At 44.7% G+C, this 15,575-nt stretch carries 17 protein-coding genes; 11 read left to right on the top strand and 6 right to left on the bottom strand.

Features of this window, described 5'->3' with window-relative positions; translation table 11 throughout:
- The first annotated feature begins 91 nt into the window (after window positions 1-91).
- Window positions 92-733, top strand: a complete 642-nt coding sequence (pyrE, locus tag KI743_RS12765; RefSeq protein WP_026000307.1) for an orotate phosphoribosyltransferase — start codon at window positions 92-94, stop codon at window positions 731-733.
- A gap of 70 nt (window positions 734-803) precedes the next feature.
- Here the strand turns inward: pyrE and KI743_RS12760 are convergent, their stop codons facing one another.
- The 3 genes from KI743_RS12760 to coaBC all read right to left on the bottom strand — a co-directional run bounded on the left by KI743_RS12760 (window position 804) and on the right by coaBC (window position 3,889).
- Window positions 804-1,772: a Kdo(2)-lipid IV(A) acyltransferase gene (locus tag KI743_RS12760; RefSeq protein ID WP_285466705.1), complete on the bottom strand. Its 969-nt coding sequence runs from the start codon at window positions 1,770-1,772 to the stop codon at window positions 804-806.
- Between the two features lie 23 nt (window positions 1,773-1,795).
- Window positions 1,796-2,386, bottom strand: a complete 591-nt coding sequence (gene slmA, locus KI743_RS12755; RefSeq protein ID WP_032551139.1) for a nucleoid occlusion factor SlmA — start codon at window positions 2,384-2,386, stop codon at window positions 1,796-1,798.
- A gap of 285 nt (window positions 2,387-2,671) precedes the next feature.
- Window positions 2,672-3,889, bottom strand: coding sequence for a bifunctional phosphopantothenoylcysteine decarboxylase/phosphopantothenate--cysteine ligase CoaBC (gene coaBC / locus KI743_RS12750; protein WP_285466703.1), 1,218 nt, complete (start codon window positions 3,887-3,889; stop codon window positions 2,672-2,674).
- A 206-nt stretch (window positions 3,890-4,095) separates the two neighbouring features.
- On the opposite strand from coaBC, the gene KI743_RS12745 reads away from it, so the two are divergent.
- The 8 genes from KI743_RS12745 to KI743_RS12710 all read left to right on the top strand — a co-directional run bounded on the left by KI743_RS12745 (window position 4,096) and on the right by KI743_RS12710 (window position 11,608).
- Window positions 4,096-5,769 (top strand): methyl-accepting chemotaxis protein, encoded by a 1,674-nt coding sequence (locus tag KI743_RS12745; protein ID WP_285466702.1) that lies wholly within the window; start codon window positions 4,096-4,098, stop codon window positions 5,767-5,769.
- A 113-nt stretch (window positions 5,770-5,882) separates the two neighbouring features.
- The gene (radC, locus tag KI743_RS12740) at window positions 5,883-6,557 is read left to right on the top strand and encodes a DNA repair protein RadC (RefSeq protein ID WP_285466700.1); all 675 of its coding nucleotides are present in this window, start codon (window positions 5,883-5,885) and stop codon (window positions 6,555-6,557) included.
- A gap of 291 nt (window positions 6,558-6,848) precedes the next feature.
- Complete coding sequence (gene rpmB / locus KI743_RS12735) at window positions 6,849-7,085, top strand: 50S ribosomal protein L28 (protein WP_004728407.1); 237 nt, start codon at window positions 6,849-6,851, stop codon at window positions 7,083-7,085.
- 13 nt (window positions 7,086-7,098) lie between these two features.
- Window positions 7,099-7,266, top strand: coding sequence for a 50S ribosomal protein L33 (gene rpmG, locus KI743_RS12730; protein ID WP_002535344.1), 168 nt, complete (start codon window positions 7,099-7,101; stop codon window positions 7,264-7,266).
- Window positions 7,267-7,446: 180 nt separating this feature from the next.
- Window positions 7,447-7,944: a hypothetical protein gene (locus tag KI743_RS12725; protein ID WP_285466698.1), complete on the top strand. Its 498-nt coding sequence runs from the start codon at window positions 7,447-7,449 to the stop codon at window positions 7,942-7,944.
- Between the two features lie 108 nt (window positions 7,945-8,052).
- Window positions 8,053-8,646, top strand: coding sequence for a hypothetical protein (locus tag KI743_RS12720; protein WP_285466695.1), 594 nt, complete (start codon window positions 8,053-8,055; stop codon window positions 8,644-8,646).
- Window positions 8,647-8,703: 57 nt separating this feature from the next.
- Entirely contained in the window at window positions 8,704-9,513 is an 810-nt protein-coding gene (mutM, locus tag KI743_RS12715; RefSeq protein ID WP_285466693.1) for a bifunctional DNA-formamidopyrimidine glycosylase/DNA-(apurinic or apyrimidinic site) lyase, read from the top strand.
- A gap of 100 nt (window positions 9,514-9,613) precedes the next feature.
- Window positions 9,614-11,608 carry an LTA synthase family protein gene (locus KI743_RS12710; protein WP_285466691.1) on the top strand — a complete coding sequence of 665 codons (1,995 nt, stop codon included), beginning with the start codon at window positions 9,614-9,616 and terminating at the stop codon, window positions 11,606-11,608.
- A 32-nt stretch (window positions 11,609-11,640) separates the two neighbouring features.
- Here KI743_RS12710 and coaD read toward each other — a convergent pair whose 3' ends face one another.
- Window positions 11,641-12,135, bottom strand: a complete 495-nt coding sequence (coaD, locus tag KI743_RS12705; RefSeq protein ID WP_150896115.1) for a pantetheine-phosphate adenylyltransferase — start codon at window positions 12,133-12,135, stop codon at window positions 11,641-11,643.
- Window positions 12,136-12,241: 106 nt separating this feature from the next.
- On the opposite strand from coaD, the gene KI743_RS12700 reads away from it, so the two are divergent.
- Window positions 12,242-13,276 carry a glycosyltransferase family 9 protein gene (locus KI743_RS12700; RefSeq protein WP_285466689.1) on the top strand — a complete coding sequence of 345 codons (1,035 nt, stop codon included), beginning with the start codon at window positions 12,242-12,244 and terminating at the stop codon, window positions 13,274-13,276.
- Here the strand turns inward: KI743_RS12700 and KI743_RS12695 are convergent.
- Window positions 13,245-14,033 (bottom strand): glycosyltransferase family 2 protein, encoded by a 789-nt coding sequence (locus KI743_RS12695; RefSeq protein ID WP_285466688.1) that lies wholly within the window; start codon window positions 14,031-14,033, stop codon window positions 13,245-13,247. The genes KI743_RS12700 and KI743_RS12695 overlap by 32 nt on opposite strands.
- 3 nt (window positions 14,034-14,036) lie before the next feature.
- Entirely contained in the window at window positions 14,037-15,080 is a 1,044-nt protein-coding gene (locus tag KI743_RS12690; RefSeq protein WP_285466796.1) for a glycosyltransferase family 9 protein, read from the bottom strand.
- Between the two features lie 102 nt (window positions 15,081-15,182).
- Between KI743_RS12690 and KI743_RS12685 the strand changes: the two genes are divergently transcribed.
- Complete coding sequence (locus KI743_RS12685; protein ID WP_150870443.1) at window positions 15,183-15,569, top strand: diacylglycerol kinase; 387 nt, start codon at window positions 15,183-15,185, stop codon at window positions 15,567-15,569.
- Window positions 15,570-15,575 lie beyond the last annotated feature (6 nt).

Genomic DNA, 15,575 nt, shown 5'->3' with positions numbered 1-15,575 from the left:
TAGAGCTATCTATTTAGAAAATACATCATTGTTAGCTTCTTGAGTTATTGGAAGTTAGGAACTGGAAAGTAAATTAATTTAGAGGATGAGCATGAAAGCATATCAACGTGAATTTATTGAATTTGCACTAGAGAAAGAAGTACTTAAGTTTGGTGAGTTTACTTTAAAGTCTGGCCGTAAGAGCCCTTACTTCTTCAATGCTGGATTGTTTAACACAGGCCGTGACCTAGCGCGTCTAGGCCGTTTTTACGCAGCAGCATTGGCTGATTCTGGTATTGAATTTGATGTACTGTTTGGCCCTGCATACAAAGGTATTCCAATCGCAACGACAACTGCAGTTGCACTGGCAGATCACCATGATGTAGATACGCCTTACTGCTTTAACCGTAAAGAAGCGAAAGACCACGGTGAGGGTGGCAACCTAGTTGGTAGCGCTCTTGAAGGTCGTATCATGCTAGTGGACGACGTAATTACTGCAGGTACAGCGATTCGTGAGTCAATGGAAATCATCCAAGCGAATGGTGCTGACCTAGCGGGTGTTTTGGTAGCGATTGACCGCCAAGAGAAGGGCAAAGGCGAACTGTCTGCGATTCAAGAAGTTGAGCGCGATTTCGGTTGTGCAATCATCTCAATCGTTAGCCTGACAGATCTTGTAACTTTCCTTGAAGAGAAAGGTACAGATAAAGAGCATTTAGAAGCTGTAAAAGCGTACCGCGCTGAGTACGGCATCTAATACGATTCTGTTCAGAATATAAAATGCAAAAGGGGCTGATGAATCATCAGCCCCTTTCTTTTGGTCACGTTTATTTGTAGCGAATGCCTTTTGGCACTTCTGGGTCTTCCATGGTTTTATAGCGCTTGTGCAGCCACATCCACTGTTCTGGTGCTCTTAAGATGGTTTTCTCTAGGTAGCGGTTCATGTAAGCCGCCGCAGCTTTCTCATCTTTTTGTGGGTAATCTGCTTCCACGGACTCATTGGCGATGATCTCATATTTACCATCTTCATTTCTAAAACCAGAGCCCGGAACCAGTGCACACTTACTGGTGTAAGCCAAAATGCTGGTACCAGTGGTGGTGCAGGCATCTTCGACAGCAAAGAAAGGCACAAATACCGACTTATTACGGCCGTAATCATGATCTGGTAGGTAGAAAAGGATCTCTCCTTTACGCAGCACTTTGATCATGCGTTTTACGTCTTTACGGTGAATCAATCGGTTGCCATTTTGAGTTCGGCCACGGTACTGAATAAATTCGTAAGCAGGGTTGTTGTGTGGACGATATACGCCAAGCCCCGGAATACCAAGTACCGCCATCCCACGAGCAGTGATCTCTAGATTAAGCGCGTGAACGCAGCACAAGAGTACCCCTTTGCCATTCTGCTGATGAGTACGCAGTGCTTGGGTGTCTTTGTCTACCAGCAAACGCTTAAAGCGCCACGTTGGCCAGAACCAAGTGATGCCAGTTTCGATGAGTGCCATACCCGTATTTTTGAAGTTCTCTTGCACCATGGCATCGACTTCATCGCTGGACTTGTCTGGAAATGCGAGCTCTAGATTGCGTGCGGTGATCGCAACGCGCTTTTTGCCATAACGAGCACCAAGAGCACCAAGAGAGCGGCCAAGCAGCAGGAGAGCGCGATAAGGCAGCACATTAACAATGAAGGCAAGCAAGCCAAAACCGAACCAAACGCCCCAATATTTAGGGTGCAGTAGCGAAAGCTGAAAAGGTGGTTTGGTGATTACGTGTTGTGTCGAACTGGTTTGTGTCGTCATAAGCACCGCTTAGGTTATTGAATTTATTTGATTTGAGCACTCAGTAGCGCCCAGTAGGCATCAAAGTTTTCAGTTGGCTGGTATTTGAAGTCTGAACGCACAAAGCGATTGAGACTGCCTTCAACCTGACCAAGTAGTTGAGCTGCAAGAATTCTTTCATCCACAGGGAAAGATTTACCCTCACGAATCTTACGCTCACGCAGGATCTGACGCAGTTGTGTTTCGATACGTTCAAACAGCTGGTTGATGCGATCGCGTAGGCGTTCGTTTTCAAACATTAGAGCATGACCAGACAAAATACGAGTCAGGCCAGGGTTACGTTCTGAGAAAACAAGGATCAGTTGCAGCACCAATCGAATACGCTCTAAGGTATCTTTCTCTTCATCAAGGATGCGATTAATACGCGACATTAGCGCCTCTTCGATGAACTCGATTAACCCTTCAAACATGCGCGCTTTACTTGGGAAATGGCGATAAAGTGCAGCTTCTGATACGCCGACCTGCTTGGCCAGTTTCACCGTTGTGATACGAGATGCGCCTTCTGCTGACTCCAACATTTGCGCAAGCGCTTGTAGAATTTCTTCACGACGGTTTGATTTACGGGTACCAGCCATCTGTTTACTTCCTTTAATAGAGAGGATGATGAGTGAAGAGGATTATAAACACCAATCAATTCTGTTCCTAGTTCTGTAAGCATTAGGTCAACAGAATCGAGAGGTGTCAGGGTATTGTCAGCGCAAAAATGCGGCTACGCTTCAAAAATACCAATCGTAGTAAATAATTGCTCATCCTAGCTTGTTAAAACGCTCGATAACTTCGTTAGAGTTTTTGATTGTAGAATCACTACTTATCGGAAAACTCTGCCTTGTTCTCAAGCGTTTTTCCTACGCTATTTCTGATCACTTACTTACTGTGATTGGTATAAGTTCTTGGATCTGCTCTAAGATCTTGAAGCTTAATGCCTCTTTGCTCTCTAGTGGGAGTGACTTATCGCCATCGTTCCAGTAAAGGTTGAGAGCGTTGTTGTTGCTGTTGAAGCCTTGCCCTTCTACCGATACATCATTGGCACAGATCATATCGAGGTTCTTCTTCGCTAGTTTGCCACGTGCGTACTTCTCGACATCTTGAGTTTCTGCAGCAAAGCCAACGGTGAATGGGCGATCTTGGTTCATGCGCGCCACAGAAGCGACGATATCTGGATTCTTGACCATCTCAATAGACATATCATCGGTACCATCGACCTTTTTCAGCTTCTGCTCGGCTACCGTATGTGGACGGTAATCAGCCACAGCTGCACAACTGATGAAGACATCATGGCGTGGTGCTGAGCCCATAACGGCATCGAACATCTGCTGCGCGCTCTCGACATCAACTCGTGTTACACCTTCTGGCGTTGCTAATGCAACAGGGCCGCTCACGAGCGTTACCGTTGCGCCGAGTTTGACTGCTGCTTCTGCCAACGCGTAACCCATCTTGCCTGAGCTGTGGTTAGAGATGTAGCGAACAGGGTCGATCGCTTCTCGGGTTGGTCCCGCAGTGATTAGAACCCTACGACCTTCAAGAGGTTTTGGTTGAAAGAAGTTCTCACAACGGTGAACCAGCTGCATTGGCTCTAACATACGACCCATGCCTACATCGCCACACGCTTGCTCTCCAGCCGCTGGGCCCCAAATATGGCAACCACGACGCTTCAGAGTCGCAATGTTCTCTTGCGTTGCTGGGTGTGCATACATCTGTTGATTCATCGCAGGAGATACCGCGACTGGCGAATCGGTTGCAAGGACGAGCGTGGTCAATAGGTCGTTACCCATGCCAGCGGCCATACGAGCAATCAAATCTGCAGTTGCAGGAGCAAGTAGCACCAGATCCGCCCATTTGGCCAACTCAATATGGCCCATCGACGCTTCCGCCGCAGGATCAAGCAAGCTATCAGACACCGGTCTACCCGAGACGGCCTGCATGGTGAGTGGGGTGATAAATTCCTTCGCTGCGTGCGTCATCACCACTTGGACCTGTGCACCTCTTTCGATTAGGCGACGTGTTAGCTCCGCACATTTATACGCGGCAATACCGCCACTGATGCCGAGTAGAATTTTCTTTCCTGCTAGTGTTTGCATCTTAAATCTCCAATTTTCTGGCGACGAGTTTAGCACAACTGAATCTCTCATCGCCCTCGCAAATCTGATGAGAAGCTAATCGATATCAAACTACAGAATATTAATTGCTGAGAGTTATATAAAACCTTTGTTTACTTCACAGACAATCCTGGCCCGTTCTGCAAGATCGGAGGGGAAAAATAACAATAATGAGGTAGTGGAATAAGATGGTATTGAAAAGTCGAGGGAAATTGCTGTTGGTGACTCTGATCCCTTTGTTGTTGATCACCACATTGATCTCGGTGGTCTATTACATAAACGGCAGTAATAGCTTAGAAGCGGAATTGGCTCGCGATAGACAAGAGCTGATCGATACACGTAAAAAAGAGCTGCAAGCCTACATGATGATGGGGGTTACAGCGATAAAGCCACTGTACGATACAGACGTCAACGGCAATAACAAACAAGCGGCAAAAGAAATCCTTAAAGCGATGCGCTTTGAAAGTGATGGTTATTTCTTTGCGTATGACTCAAAAGGGGTCAACACGCTGCATGCGATTAAACCATCTCTGGAAGGCAAAAATCTCATCGGTTTGAAAGATGAAAATGGCGTGGCAGTCATTGCTGGGCTGATTGATGCATCTAAAAACGGCGATGGCTTCCTTTATTTCTCTTGGCATAAACCAAGTATTGATGCACAAGCACCAAAATTAGGTTATGCCGAGTATTTACCTAAGTGGGATTGGGTGCTTGGTACCGGGATCTACATTGATGATATTGATCAGCAAGTGGCGATGCAGCGTGAACTGCGTACCCAAGAGTTGAATGAACATACGCTCTCTGCAATAACAATTTCGGTCATCGGTCTTATTATCACTAGCGTGCTGACGAGCATTATTGTGTCTAAAGGCATTAAACCACTGCAGCATATTGCTAAGTCTTTACAAGATGTGGCGGCGGGAGGCGGTGACTTAACGGCGCGCCTGAAAATGGAAAGTAAAGATGAAGTGGGTGAGGTGGCATCGGCATTCAATGAATTCATGGACAAGCTTCATCCGTTGATGCAGGACATTCAACGTTCTGCTGATACCGTGCAAAGCGTCTCTGGACAACTGGATCAGCAAACGTCTCAAGCCAGTGCTCAAATGCAAAACCACTGCCTTGAAACCGATAAAGTCGTGACGGCTGTGACGGAAATGAGCATGACAGCCAAAGAGGTCGCAAGTAACACCCATGCAACGGCGCAGGCGATTGATGATGCAAACGGCCAAGTGACCGAAGCGCAGCGCGAAGTGGATCAAGCGATTGATGGAATCAGTAAGCTGGTTGATGAAGTGAATAGCTCCTCGGAGGCGATTGCTGAACTGAGCCAACAGACCGAGCAAATTACTAAGGTGCTCGATGTGATTGGTGAAATTGCTGAGCAGACCAATTTACTTGCATTGAACGCGGCGATAGAAGCGGCACGTGCTGGTGAGCAAGGCCGTGGTTTTGCCGTGGTTGCTGACGAGGTTCGCTCGCTAGCAAGCCGAACGCAAAACAGTACCCATGAGATTGGCGATATGCTCAAGCAGCTGCAAACGGGCGTATCAAGAGCTGTGACCACTATGTCGGCAAGCCAGGAGCGCGGAGCGAAGACAGTTGAGGAGTCGTCAATGATCCAGCAATCTCTGTCCGGCGTGCACCAATCTATCGGTATGATTCGAGATAGAGGCATTCAAACAGCCTCGGCAGCAGAAGAGCAGAGTGCGGTTGCTGAGGATATCAATCAGAACCTAGTGGCGATTCAGCAAATCGTGAATCATATCAATGACACACTTCAGCATGCAGAGGGCATCAGCACCCAGTTATCGCAATCAGGATCTGAAATTCACGATCTGGTTGGAAACTTTAAGCTTTGATGGATCGCTCAATTACATAGAAAAGTAGTGGTTAACGAAAAAAACGAAAGTCAGATACGACTTTCGTTTTTTATTTTGTTCAATAGGTGCTTATTAACCAACAGAGCCGCCTAATGACACTGAAAGCTTTGCCCAACGATTCAATGCCAAGAGAAAAACTGTTGCAGCGCGGACCACAGTCGCTGTCGGATGCCGAGCTACTCGCTATTTTTTTGCGGACCGGCACGCGGGGTATGAACGTTATTGATCTGGCTGATTTTCTTATTCAAGATTTTGGCTCGCTACGTCAATTGTTCTCTGCTTCAGAGAAAGAGTTTTGCCAACATAAAGGGCTAGGGCAGGCCAAGTATGTTCAACTGCAAGCGGTGCTAGAGATGACGCAGCGCTACCTTGCCGAGACACTGAACCGAGGTGATGCTCTAACGAGTCCGACCCACACAAAACTCTATCTTTCGAGTGTTTTAAGGGATCGCCAGCGTGAAGCCTTCTATATCCTATTTTTAGACAATCAGAACCGGGTGATTAAAGATGAGGTTATGTTTGAAGGCACCATTGACGCTGCGTCTGTTTACCCCAGAGAAGTCGTTAAACGGGCTCTGTTTCACAATGCAGCTGCGTTGATATTAGCCCACAACCATCCTTCTGGTGTTGCAGAGCCCAGCCAAGCAGACAGAAGAATTACGCGCAGATTAACCGATGCGTTGGCGCTGGTGGACATTAGGGTGCTCGACCATTTTGTGGTTGGCGACGGCGAAGTGGTCTCTTTTGCTGAACGTGGGTGGATTTGAATCACATTTTGGCTTGTTAGTTGCTAGAAATCTGCTATGATTCGCCCACATTTTTAGACCTTAAATCAGCTCTGATTACTCAAGCAAGCTGTGTTGCACAAAAAAAGATCACGAAATCCTTAAAAAGGATCTGTTCGGGTCTTGAGCAATGCGCGTCAAGTTAGTATAATGCGCGACCTTTGATAGCCTTGTATGGGTTTTCCATAACGGTTTTTACCTTCTATTTTTTACAGATAGAGAGGTTCGGCCACCAAGGTTGATATCGAGCTGAAACGATTGGAGAAGACATTCATGTCCCGAGTATGCCAAGTAACTGGTAAGCGTCCAGTAACGGGTAACAACCGTTCACACGCACGCAATGCTACTAAGCGCCGTTTTCTGCCGAACCTACAAACTCATCGTTTCTGGGTAGAGAGCGAAAAACGTTTTGTTAAACTACGTCTAACTGCTAAAGGTATGCGTATCATTGATAAGAAAGGCATCGATGCTGTTCTTGTTGATATCCGTGCACGCGGCGAAAACGTTTAAGAGGAATTAAGCAATGGCTAAAGGCATTCGTGAGAAAATTCGTCTAGTATCTTCTGCAGGTACTGGTCACTTCTACACAACTGACAAGAACAAGCGTAACATGCCAGGCAAATTTGAGATCAAAAAGTTTGATCCAGTAGTTCGCCAACACGTTATGTACAAAGAAGCGAAAATCAAGTAATTGATGCTTTTTTGGCTCTTCTTAAGTAGAAGAAAGAATTGAAAAACCCAGCTTATCGCTGGGTTTTTTTATACCTATAATCTGCCGCAACTCTTGCCCACATATCTACCGCATAGAATATCTCGTCACTTTCACGCTATACTGAGTCTTCTTTGTACTGATAACTTATGAGCAAAAGCAATGAGATACCGTGGTCGCCGCTGGAACAACATTCTAATTCTAAGTGTGATTGCCTTTATTGGTGTACTCAACCTGCCAACGATCATTAAAACTTATTTGTTAGAGCCAGAAGCCGAAAGTACGTCTGAAAGTGGCTTTCCTTACCTACTGAACCCATCAGACCAAATCACTGCAATGCACTTCTCTCAGTGGTCTATTGTGTTGAATGAGGATAGTTGGGAGTATCAGGAACAAGGCCGCCCCCTAGAATTGACAGAACCAAGCGCTCAAACCCTCTCACAGCGTTGGCAACAGCTTGTCGGTACCGAAGTAGACTCTGAAACATATGAATCTCTTAGCGCATCTCTCTCCTCACCACAGACCATCGAGGTGTGGTACCAAAACCAAGAAGAGCCACAACGCATTACTTATTATCAATTCCCCGATTTCTGGCTTCTAAAGAACTGGCAGGGTAAGTGGCTGGCAATATCGGTTGAATCTGAGTACTTGATGCCCTAACAACTAGAAATCTATTACTTTTTTCTTTTTGTTTTGTCGCTAATGCAATTTGCTTCCTACACTTGAAAGACAGCTCAACTTCTAGAGCTTGTTTTTAGGGATAGCAATATGAAAAGACGACACGTTGTTTTATTAAGCTTGTTACCACTCTATGTGCATTCGCATACCTTTGAAGTTAGTACCAATCTTTTAGACGGTACTTATGTTGGCGAGCCGGGTTTCTATCACACCAAAAATAGTGTTGAGGGAGGCTTAGGTATTCGCTTTATCTATGAGCTTGAAGCTTGGGATATCTTCGCTAAGTATGCGATGGGGAATTCAGATTTTCGTGATTCAAAAACCTACGCGGGCGGTGTCCGATACCGAGTGAACGATCAACATTGGATCTCTGCTGAATACAAAGGGCTATATGCAAAAGAACAATATGAAGTCGATGATAGAATTTTAGATCCTGATCATCAGAATGCCATCACCAACGGAGAGTGGGGGACATTCGCTATTGCGCGTTATCAATACAACTTAGCCAGTGAGGATTATCCATTTTACTTTGGGTTTGAACTCGCAACGGATACGACTACCACAGCATTAGTTGAAGACGATGCGTCGGTTTTGGCCGGTTACAACAACGATAAGTATTTCGCGGAAGCAAAAGTTGGGGAAGAACTAATGTGGCTCTCTTTAGGGTTAACTTTTGAGTTGTAATCTACGAGCTTACGCGAGAACATCATGTTAAACCTTTGTGATTAAAAAGAGCGTGATATGCCAGAGTTACCAGAAGTTGAAGTAAGCCGCATGGGCATAAGCCCGCACTTGGTTGGACAAACGATTAGATCTATTACTTTTCGAACGCCAAAGTTGAGGTGGGATATCCCTCAAGAACTTAAACAGTTGGAAGGTGAGGTGATAGAGCAGATAACTCGTCGTGCGAAGTATTTGATTATTCACACTCAGGTAGGCAATGCGATTGTTCATTTGGGAATGTCTGGCTCATTAAGGGTGCTTGATGCGGAATTGACTCCTGGTAAACATGACCATGTCGATCTCAAATTAACCAACGGAAAGATTCTACGATATAACGATCCTCGTCGATTTGGCGCTTGGCTGTGGTCCAAACCTGATGAAGTACATCCTGTGTTACTAGGCTCAGGCCCTGAACCTTTAACTGAAGAGTTTAATGCCGCTTCCCTTGCTGAAAAGGCGAAAGGACGCAGAGTTGCGATTAAACAGTTTGTTATGGACAACAAAGTCGTGGTTGGCGTCGGTAATATCTATGCCAATGAAGCTCTGTTCTCTTCGAAAATCCATCCTCTTCGTCCTGCTAATAAAGTGACATCTGCAGAATGGGTTCTAATCACAAAAGAAATAAAGCAAGTATTGGCAACTGCGATTAAGCAGGGGGGAACAACGCTGAAAGACTTCGCTCAGGCGGATGGTAAGCCTGGCTACTTTGCGCAAGAGTTACAGGTGTATGGCAAAGCGGGTGAGCCCTGTCCAAATTGTGGTGAAGAATTACAGGAGCAAAAAATAGGTCAGAGGAATACGTTTTTCTGTGACTCTTGCCAAAGCTAGCACCTCTAGAAAACTCATTTCCTGAATATAAGCCGGGTATGGTATTTAGCTGTGATATCATGCTGCGTTTCATTGAACTACCCCATCCAGAAGCTGTAACATGGATTTTGACCAAAACTATCGTAAGTTAACTCGCACACTTATTGTGCTCTTTTTGACAGGTATTGCACTCCTATTTTTTTCTCGCACAATGTTCTACTCTCAGGTTGTGGATCCTTCTGAATTAATCGGCATAGAAACGGATATTTGGCGTGCTTTCTGGGTTGGACTTCGTTTTGATGCCAAAGTGGTCGCAATTGGCTTTGCCCCTTTGTTACTGGTAGGACTGATTCTTTCTAGCTTCTCTTCTATTTATAAACAGTTCACTCGAGTTATTCCTAGCTATAGCGCCTTAATATTTTTCTTATTGTCAGGAATGTCTATTGCCAATTATTACTATTACGTCACTTACGGGACCTATATTGATGTTTTTGTTTTTGGGCTAGTAGATGATGATACCGAAGCGGTACTGGAAAATGCTTGGGAAGACTACCCAATCCTACGCTCTTTTTTAACGGCTATCTTTGTTGGACTATTAGGCTATGTTGGCTCAAGTAAGCTCATTGCCTATTTCGAGAATAAAAGCTGGAGTACTCGTCGTTGGTGGCAAATTACTGTGTCTGTTGTCGCTATGATTGCTATAACAGTGGTGATTGCTCGAGGTTCTGTCGGTACGCTGCCTTTGAAGCGCTATCACGCCAACGTATCTCAATATGCTCCGCTTAATAACATTACTCCCAACGCGTTTATGGCGCTTGACTGGGCCAAGAGTGACTACAAAAAACAATCTAAATTTGAGCCTATTTCGAAACAAGAACTAGAGCAGCAAATGATCAAAGTATTAGGGCAACCTAATCCGATTTACAAGACGCCTAAAAATGATTACCTAGAATCTCATCAACCTCATGTTGTTATGGCATTGATGGAGGGACTTGGAAACAATGTGCTTGTGGAAGATGATCCAGAAAACAATGATTTGTTGGGTTCTTTAAGAAAACACTTTGATGAAGATTTTGTCTTTGAGCGTTTCATGGCGGGTACATCTGCGACGATAGACAGTATTGTTATGATGCTGTTCCATAGTGATATACCGACAATCAGTCACTCAAGTGCACAACGTGTTGAGTTACCAAGCTCTGCTGTCTTGCCGTATAAACAGGCGGGCTATGACGTTGTGTTTATATATGGTGGTAACAGTATGTGGCGAAATCTCGCTAACTACTTACCTCGCCAAGGCTTTGATACTGTTTATGACGAAAATAGCATCATTAAAGCATTCCCAGAAGCTAAAAAGGAAGCGGATACCTGGGGAGTCCCAGACGAATTTATCTTTAAGTTTGCTCGTAAATTGCTTGATGAAGCAGACAAGCCGCAGATGATATACATCATGACTGTGACCAATCACTCTCCATTTAGAGCGCCTTCAGATTATCAGGCTAAGCCAGTACGAGAAAGCGAGCGCCTAAAACAGTTACTCGGTTCAATGGAGGAGGAAGCGAACGATCTACTTCAGGTTTACCAATATGCGAACGACTCTTTGGGGCAGTTCATTACTGGTGTGAAAGCATCGCCGCTAGGGAAGCAAACCGTGATAGCCGCATCAGGCGATCACCGTATGCGTTATTTAGCCACAGATTCTAAAGAGGAGTTTGGTCTCACGTTTGGTGTGCCATTTTATATGTATGTGCCAGATGAAATTTTAGAGCACACAGATTATGAATATGATGAGAGTAGAATTGGCTCACATCGAGATGTCTATCCAACGCTGTATCACTTCAGCTTGTCTGACCAAAAGTATGTTTCTCTAGGTGGAGAGAATATGCTATCTCAAGATGGTGTGAGTAATATTGGGTACAACAACGCTCGTACGATTACCAATCATGGTGCGTTTGCCAATGCGAATGCAGAAAAGCTGTTTCCTTGGCGAGATGAAGATAGTCTGTTTAACTTGAATAGCAGTGTTGAAAACCCAGAGCAGCATTGGGCTCAGGAGTATCATCAACTGCAGAACTACTATTTACGCTATCAAGTGATGGCTGACTCCGAATCTAAATAGCGAAACGGCCCTCAGAGTTGAGGGCCGTTTTTTTAAATATGCTTTTTATTATGAAGTGCCTCTGCTATGACTTTCGGTACAAACTGAGTCACGTCCCCACCATGAATAGCGACCTCTCTGACGATAGTTGAAGAGATAAAGGCGTACTCTTCTGCTGGTGTTAGGAATACGCTCTCTAGGCCAGGCATGAGTCTACGATACATGTTGGTTAGACCAAATTCGTACTCAAAGTCGACCGTTGTGCGCAGACCTCTGATTAAGACGTTTGCCTCGACTTCTTTCGCAAAATCGACCATGAGTCCGCTGAACCCTTGTGCTGTCACGTTATCAAGATGCTTAGTAACTTCGATACAAAACTCTACACGCTCTTCCAATGTGAACATGGTGTTTTTACTCGGGCTGGCAGCAACAGCGATGATCACTTCGTCAAACATCTTTGATGCTCGTTCAATAAGATCAAGGTGTCCATTAGTCAATGGATCAAAGGTTCCTGGGTAAACGACACGCGATAGAGTTTTATTTGACACAATTTTTTCTCAATTGATTAATCTGCGTTAATGCTAACAAATACACTCCTATTTCACTAACTTAGTCGGTATGATTAAGGAAGAAAAATAGATGGTAAGCACCGAAATGAAAAAAATTCTAGTTATTCGTAACGATAAAATTGGTGACTTTATGCTCGCTTGGCCAAGTTTTGCGATGCTGAAGTTATCGATGCCTCAGGCTCATATTACAGCTCTTGTACCTAAATATACTGTGCAATTAGCAGAGCTTTGTCCATGGATTGACGACGTTATCGTAGATTGCACCACAAATGCAGATAAAGCAGAGCAAAAGGCACTTGTAGCTAACATTAAATCTAGAAAGTTTGATGCGTCTATTAACCTGTTTTCAACCACTTACAACGCGCTGCTCGTATGGAAAGCTGGAATAAAATACCGATTGGCACCTGCAACCAAGTTTGCACAGATATTTTATAACCGTCGTATTAAGCAGAGGCGTTCTCAGTCTGCGAAACCAGAGTACCAATACAACCTCGATCTTATTAGAGCTTTTTTAAACGAACAGTCGGTCTCGGTGGTAGAGCCTCAAGCGCCTTACTTCGCTTTTCCAAAAGAAGCACTAGTTAAGCAAAAAGAGAAATTGACAGAAGCGCTCAATATCGACGCCAGCAAACCATGGCTGTTTGTTCATGCGGGAACTGGCGGGTCAGCGAATAACCTAACACTAGAGCAATATGCGACGATGTTAGCTGGATTGGAGCATGCGCACGAGCTTGTGGTCACCGCAGGACCGGGGGAAGAGGAAAAAGCGCAACAACTTCTCGAGTTAGTCGTGAAGAAAGGTGGTAAAGGTGTCGTTTATTCTAAGAACGATGGTTTGATTGATTTTACCCGCTCGATTGCGTGTGCAAGTGTCTTCATTGCTGGTTCTACCGGACCATTACACATTGCAGCTACGCTGGATGTGCCAACAGTCGGCTTCTTTCCGAGCAAACGCTCTTCTACCCCTCTTCGTTGGCGTCCCCTAAACTCTGATAAGCGCCATCTTGCGTTTTCTCCGCCAAAAGGAGGAGGTGAGGAAATGGAAGCAGATATGAGTCGTATTGATATCAATACGACTCTAGAACAGCTTAATCCTTGGGCTTCTCAGTACTTGTCCTAATCCAAAGGTCTGCGTATTTCACAAGGGTGGAGTGCGCAGACAGTACCGAAAGCAGGAAGCCTTGCTTGCCATCTAAAAAGCCTGCTTTGAATACATACATCTTTAGAAAGCATGCAACAGCATGAAGCATGCCTTCTAGGATGCTACTCTTTTTGCCACGCTTTTCTCGTTGCTCCGCCCAAGCTTGAGCATAGCCTGCCGATTTTACTAGGTAGTGGTGTAGGTCGTTGTACGTATAGTGGATAGCATCTCCAGACAACTCTTTTACGTTCATATCTGTAGAAATTTCCACTTTTTCGTGGACTAGTGAGTCATCATATTGAGTTAATTGAGTTGGGTACAATCTTACAACTCTATCTGGATACCAACCACAGTGACGAATATAGCGACCAAATACCCAGCTTAAGCGACATATGCTGTAAAGCGTGTTTGGTTCATTTTTTTCAACGGCTTGTTGAATACTTACCTTTAGCTCATCGGTAATACGTTCGTCTGCATCCAACCACAAAACAAAGTCTGACTCGACATATTCTTGGGCAAGACGTCGTTGTGGGCCAAAGCCAGGCCAATCTTGATTAACGTGGAACTTTTCTGTGTACTTACGAGCGACTTGTTCTGTCTCATCGGTACTACCTGAATCAAGAATAACGATTTCATCAACCCAGTCAGCGACTGTTTTAAGGCAAGCATCGAGGTTTTTTGCTTCATTTTTAACAATGAGTGCAACTGCCAATGTTGGTTTTACTGGGCTTGTCATGAGTTATTTACCTTGTGTGATTTTTTTAAAAGATTGCACAACTGATTCAACAGAGATGTCTGCCATTATATCGTTACCTTTTACCCGAGTACTCCAGGGTAGTTCAGAGACAGGTTTTCCGTGTTGCTTTTCTGCATGTTGATTATAAACACTCACAACATGGTCTAAGTTGTTATAAGGACCTGTTCTTAGCGGGTTGCTGTGACCATATAAGCCGACAACTGGTGTTCCCTGAGTTGTGGCTATGTGAGCTGGACCTGAATCAGGGGCAACAACAACAGCGGCTTCTTTGAGGACTGCTGCGAGCTGTTTTAGAGAGGTTTTTCCGACCAAATTTAAAGCGGGATGAGTCATTTTTTCCATGATCGCATTTGCGAGAGCTAGTTCCCGTTTAGCTGGAGAGCCACAGATTGCTACCTGATAACCTTGGGATATCACATAATCTGCAAATTCGGCGTAGCGCTCAGGCAACCAGTTGCGTTCATCTTTACTTGCTGCTGGGCTAATGACAACCGTAGGGGTTGAGTTCAATGATTCTTTAGCAAACAGAGTATCTTCGGCACTAATAGGTAAGTTCCATTCGGGTATAGAACGAGGCACACCTAAATATTCGACAAAAGAGTAGAAACTGTCGAGAACATGCTGCGATTGAACATCCTCGATTTTTTTATTGGTAAAAAGCCATTGAGCCTCTTTAGCGCGCTTGAAGTTAAAGCCGACTTTATGAGTGGCCTTGATACCTAAAGTGAGCAAGCTTGCTCTTAAAGCTAACTGCATATGAACTAAAGCATCGAACTTGCGGTCAGATAACTTTTTCCAAACGTCTTTCATGCCAGCAAAGCCAGCTTTCTTATCAAAGACGATAAGCTCTACACCTTCTAGCCCTTCCAGTAGTTGGGCTTCGACCTTGCCAATGATCCAAGTGACCTCGGTTGTAGGCCATTGTTTTTGCAGGGCTTGTACTGCTGCGACCGCGTGGCAAACGTCACCGATGGCAGACAAACGCAAAAAACAAACAGATTCAGGTGCTTGAGTAAAAAGGGGCATAAAAATCGCTCGCAAATTTAATTGCCTAAGATTATGCAGAGAGTGCCGATAAATGTAAAATAGTGCTCGTTTTACACCAATCAAATAGCAGATGACTCACACATGACGATAGAAAACCAAGGAAAACCAGGAAATACCGGTCTGAAACGGATCATCAAAGCCACAGGATACTCAATTCAGGGTTTAAAAGCTGCATTCAAATATGAAGCGGCCATTCGACAAGAGCTGGTTTTACTGTGCGCCGCGATCATTGCGTTAATTTGGTTAGATGTCAGTCCTATAGAAACAGTTCTCATGTTGGGCGTTGTGGTTCTGGTGTTAATTGTCGAATTGGTGAATTCTGCTATTGAGGCGGTTGTTGATCGAGTTGGTGTTGAGCGCCATGAACTTAGTGGCAGAGCCAAAGATATAGGCTCTGCAGCGGTACTCGTAGCTCTACTATTTGCTGGTTTTACTTGGGCTTTTATTTTGATCAATCATTATTGGTAACCTAAA

This window comes from Vibrio sp. D420a, from assembly GCF_030248625.1.
GTDB lineage: Bacteria > Pseudomonadota > Gammaproteobacteria > Enterobacterales > Vibrionaceae > Vibrio > Vibrio fortis_A.
This window is presented reverse-complemented; position numbering and strand designations above follow the sequence as displayed.

Bases quoted from the DNA above. Each gene is read 5' to 3' on its own strand.
- radC (WP_285466700.1), top strand. From the start codon at position 5,883: ATGACACTGAAAGCTTTGCCCAACGATTCAATGCCAAGAGAAAAACTG.
- KI743_RS12760 (WP_285466705.1), bottom strand. From the start codon at position 1,772: ATGACGACACAAACCAGTTCGACACAACACGTAATCACCAAACCACCT.
- mutM (WP_285466693.1), top strand. From the start codon at position 8,704: ATGCCAGAGTTACCAGAAGTTGAAGTAAGCCGCATGGGCATAAGCCCG.
- rpmB (WP_004728407.1), top strand. From the start codon at position 6,849: ATGTCCCGAGTATGCCAAGTAACTGGTAAGCGTCCAGTAACGGGTAAC.
- coaBC (WP_285466703.1), bottom strand. From the start codon at position 3,889: ATGCAAACACTAGCAGGAAAGAAAATTCTACTCGGCATCAGTGGCGGT.
- KI743_RS12720 (WP_285466695.1), top strand. From the start codon at position 8,053: ATGAAAAGACGACACGTTGTTTTATTAAGCTTGTTACCACTCTATGTG.
- KI743_RS12700 (WP_285466689.1), top strand. From the start codon at position 12,242: ATGAAAAAAATTCTAGTTATTCGTAACGATAAAATTGGTGACTTTATG.
- KI743_RS12690 (WP_285466796.1), bottom strand. From the start codon at position 15,080: ATGCCCCTTTTTACTCAAGCACCTGAATCTGTTTGTTTTTTGCGTTTG.
- KI743_RS12745 (WP_285466702.1), top strand. From the start codon at position 4,096: ATGGTATTGAAAAGTCGAGGGAAATTGCTGTTGGTGACTCTGATCCCT.
- pyrE (WP_026000307.1), top strand. From the start codon at position 92: ATGAAAGCATATCAACGTGAATTTATTGAATTTGCACTAGAGAAAGAA.
- KI743_RS12695 (WP_285466688.1), bottom strand. From the start codon at position 14,033: ATGACAAGCCCAGTAAAACCAACATTGGCAGTTGCACTCATTGTTAAA.
- slmA (WP_032551139.1), bottom strand. From the start codon at position 2,386: ATGGCTGGTACCCGTAAATCAAACCGTCGTGAAGAAATTCTACAAGCG.
- KI743_RS12685 (WP_150870443.1), top strand. From the start codon at position 15,183: ATGACGATAGAAAACCAAGGAAAACCAGGAAATACCGGTCTGAAACGG.
- KI743_RS12710 (WP_285466691.1), top strand. From the start codon at position 9,614: ATGGATTTTGACCAAAACTATCGTAAGTTAACTCGCACACTTATTGTG.
- KI743_RS12725 (WP_285466698.1), top strand. From the start codon at position 7,447: ATGAGATACCGTGGTCGCCGCTGGAACAACATTCTAATTCTAAGTGTG.
- rpmG (WP_002535344.1), top strand. From the start codon at position 7,099: ATGGCTAAAGGCATTCGTGAGAAAATTCGTCTAGTATCTTCTGCAGGT.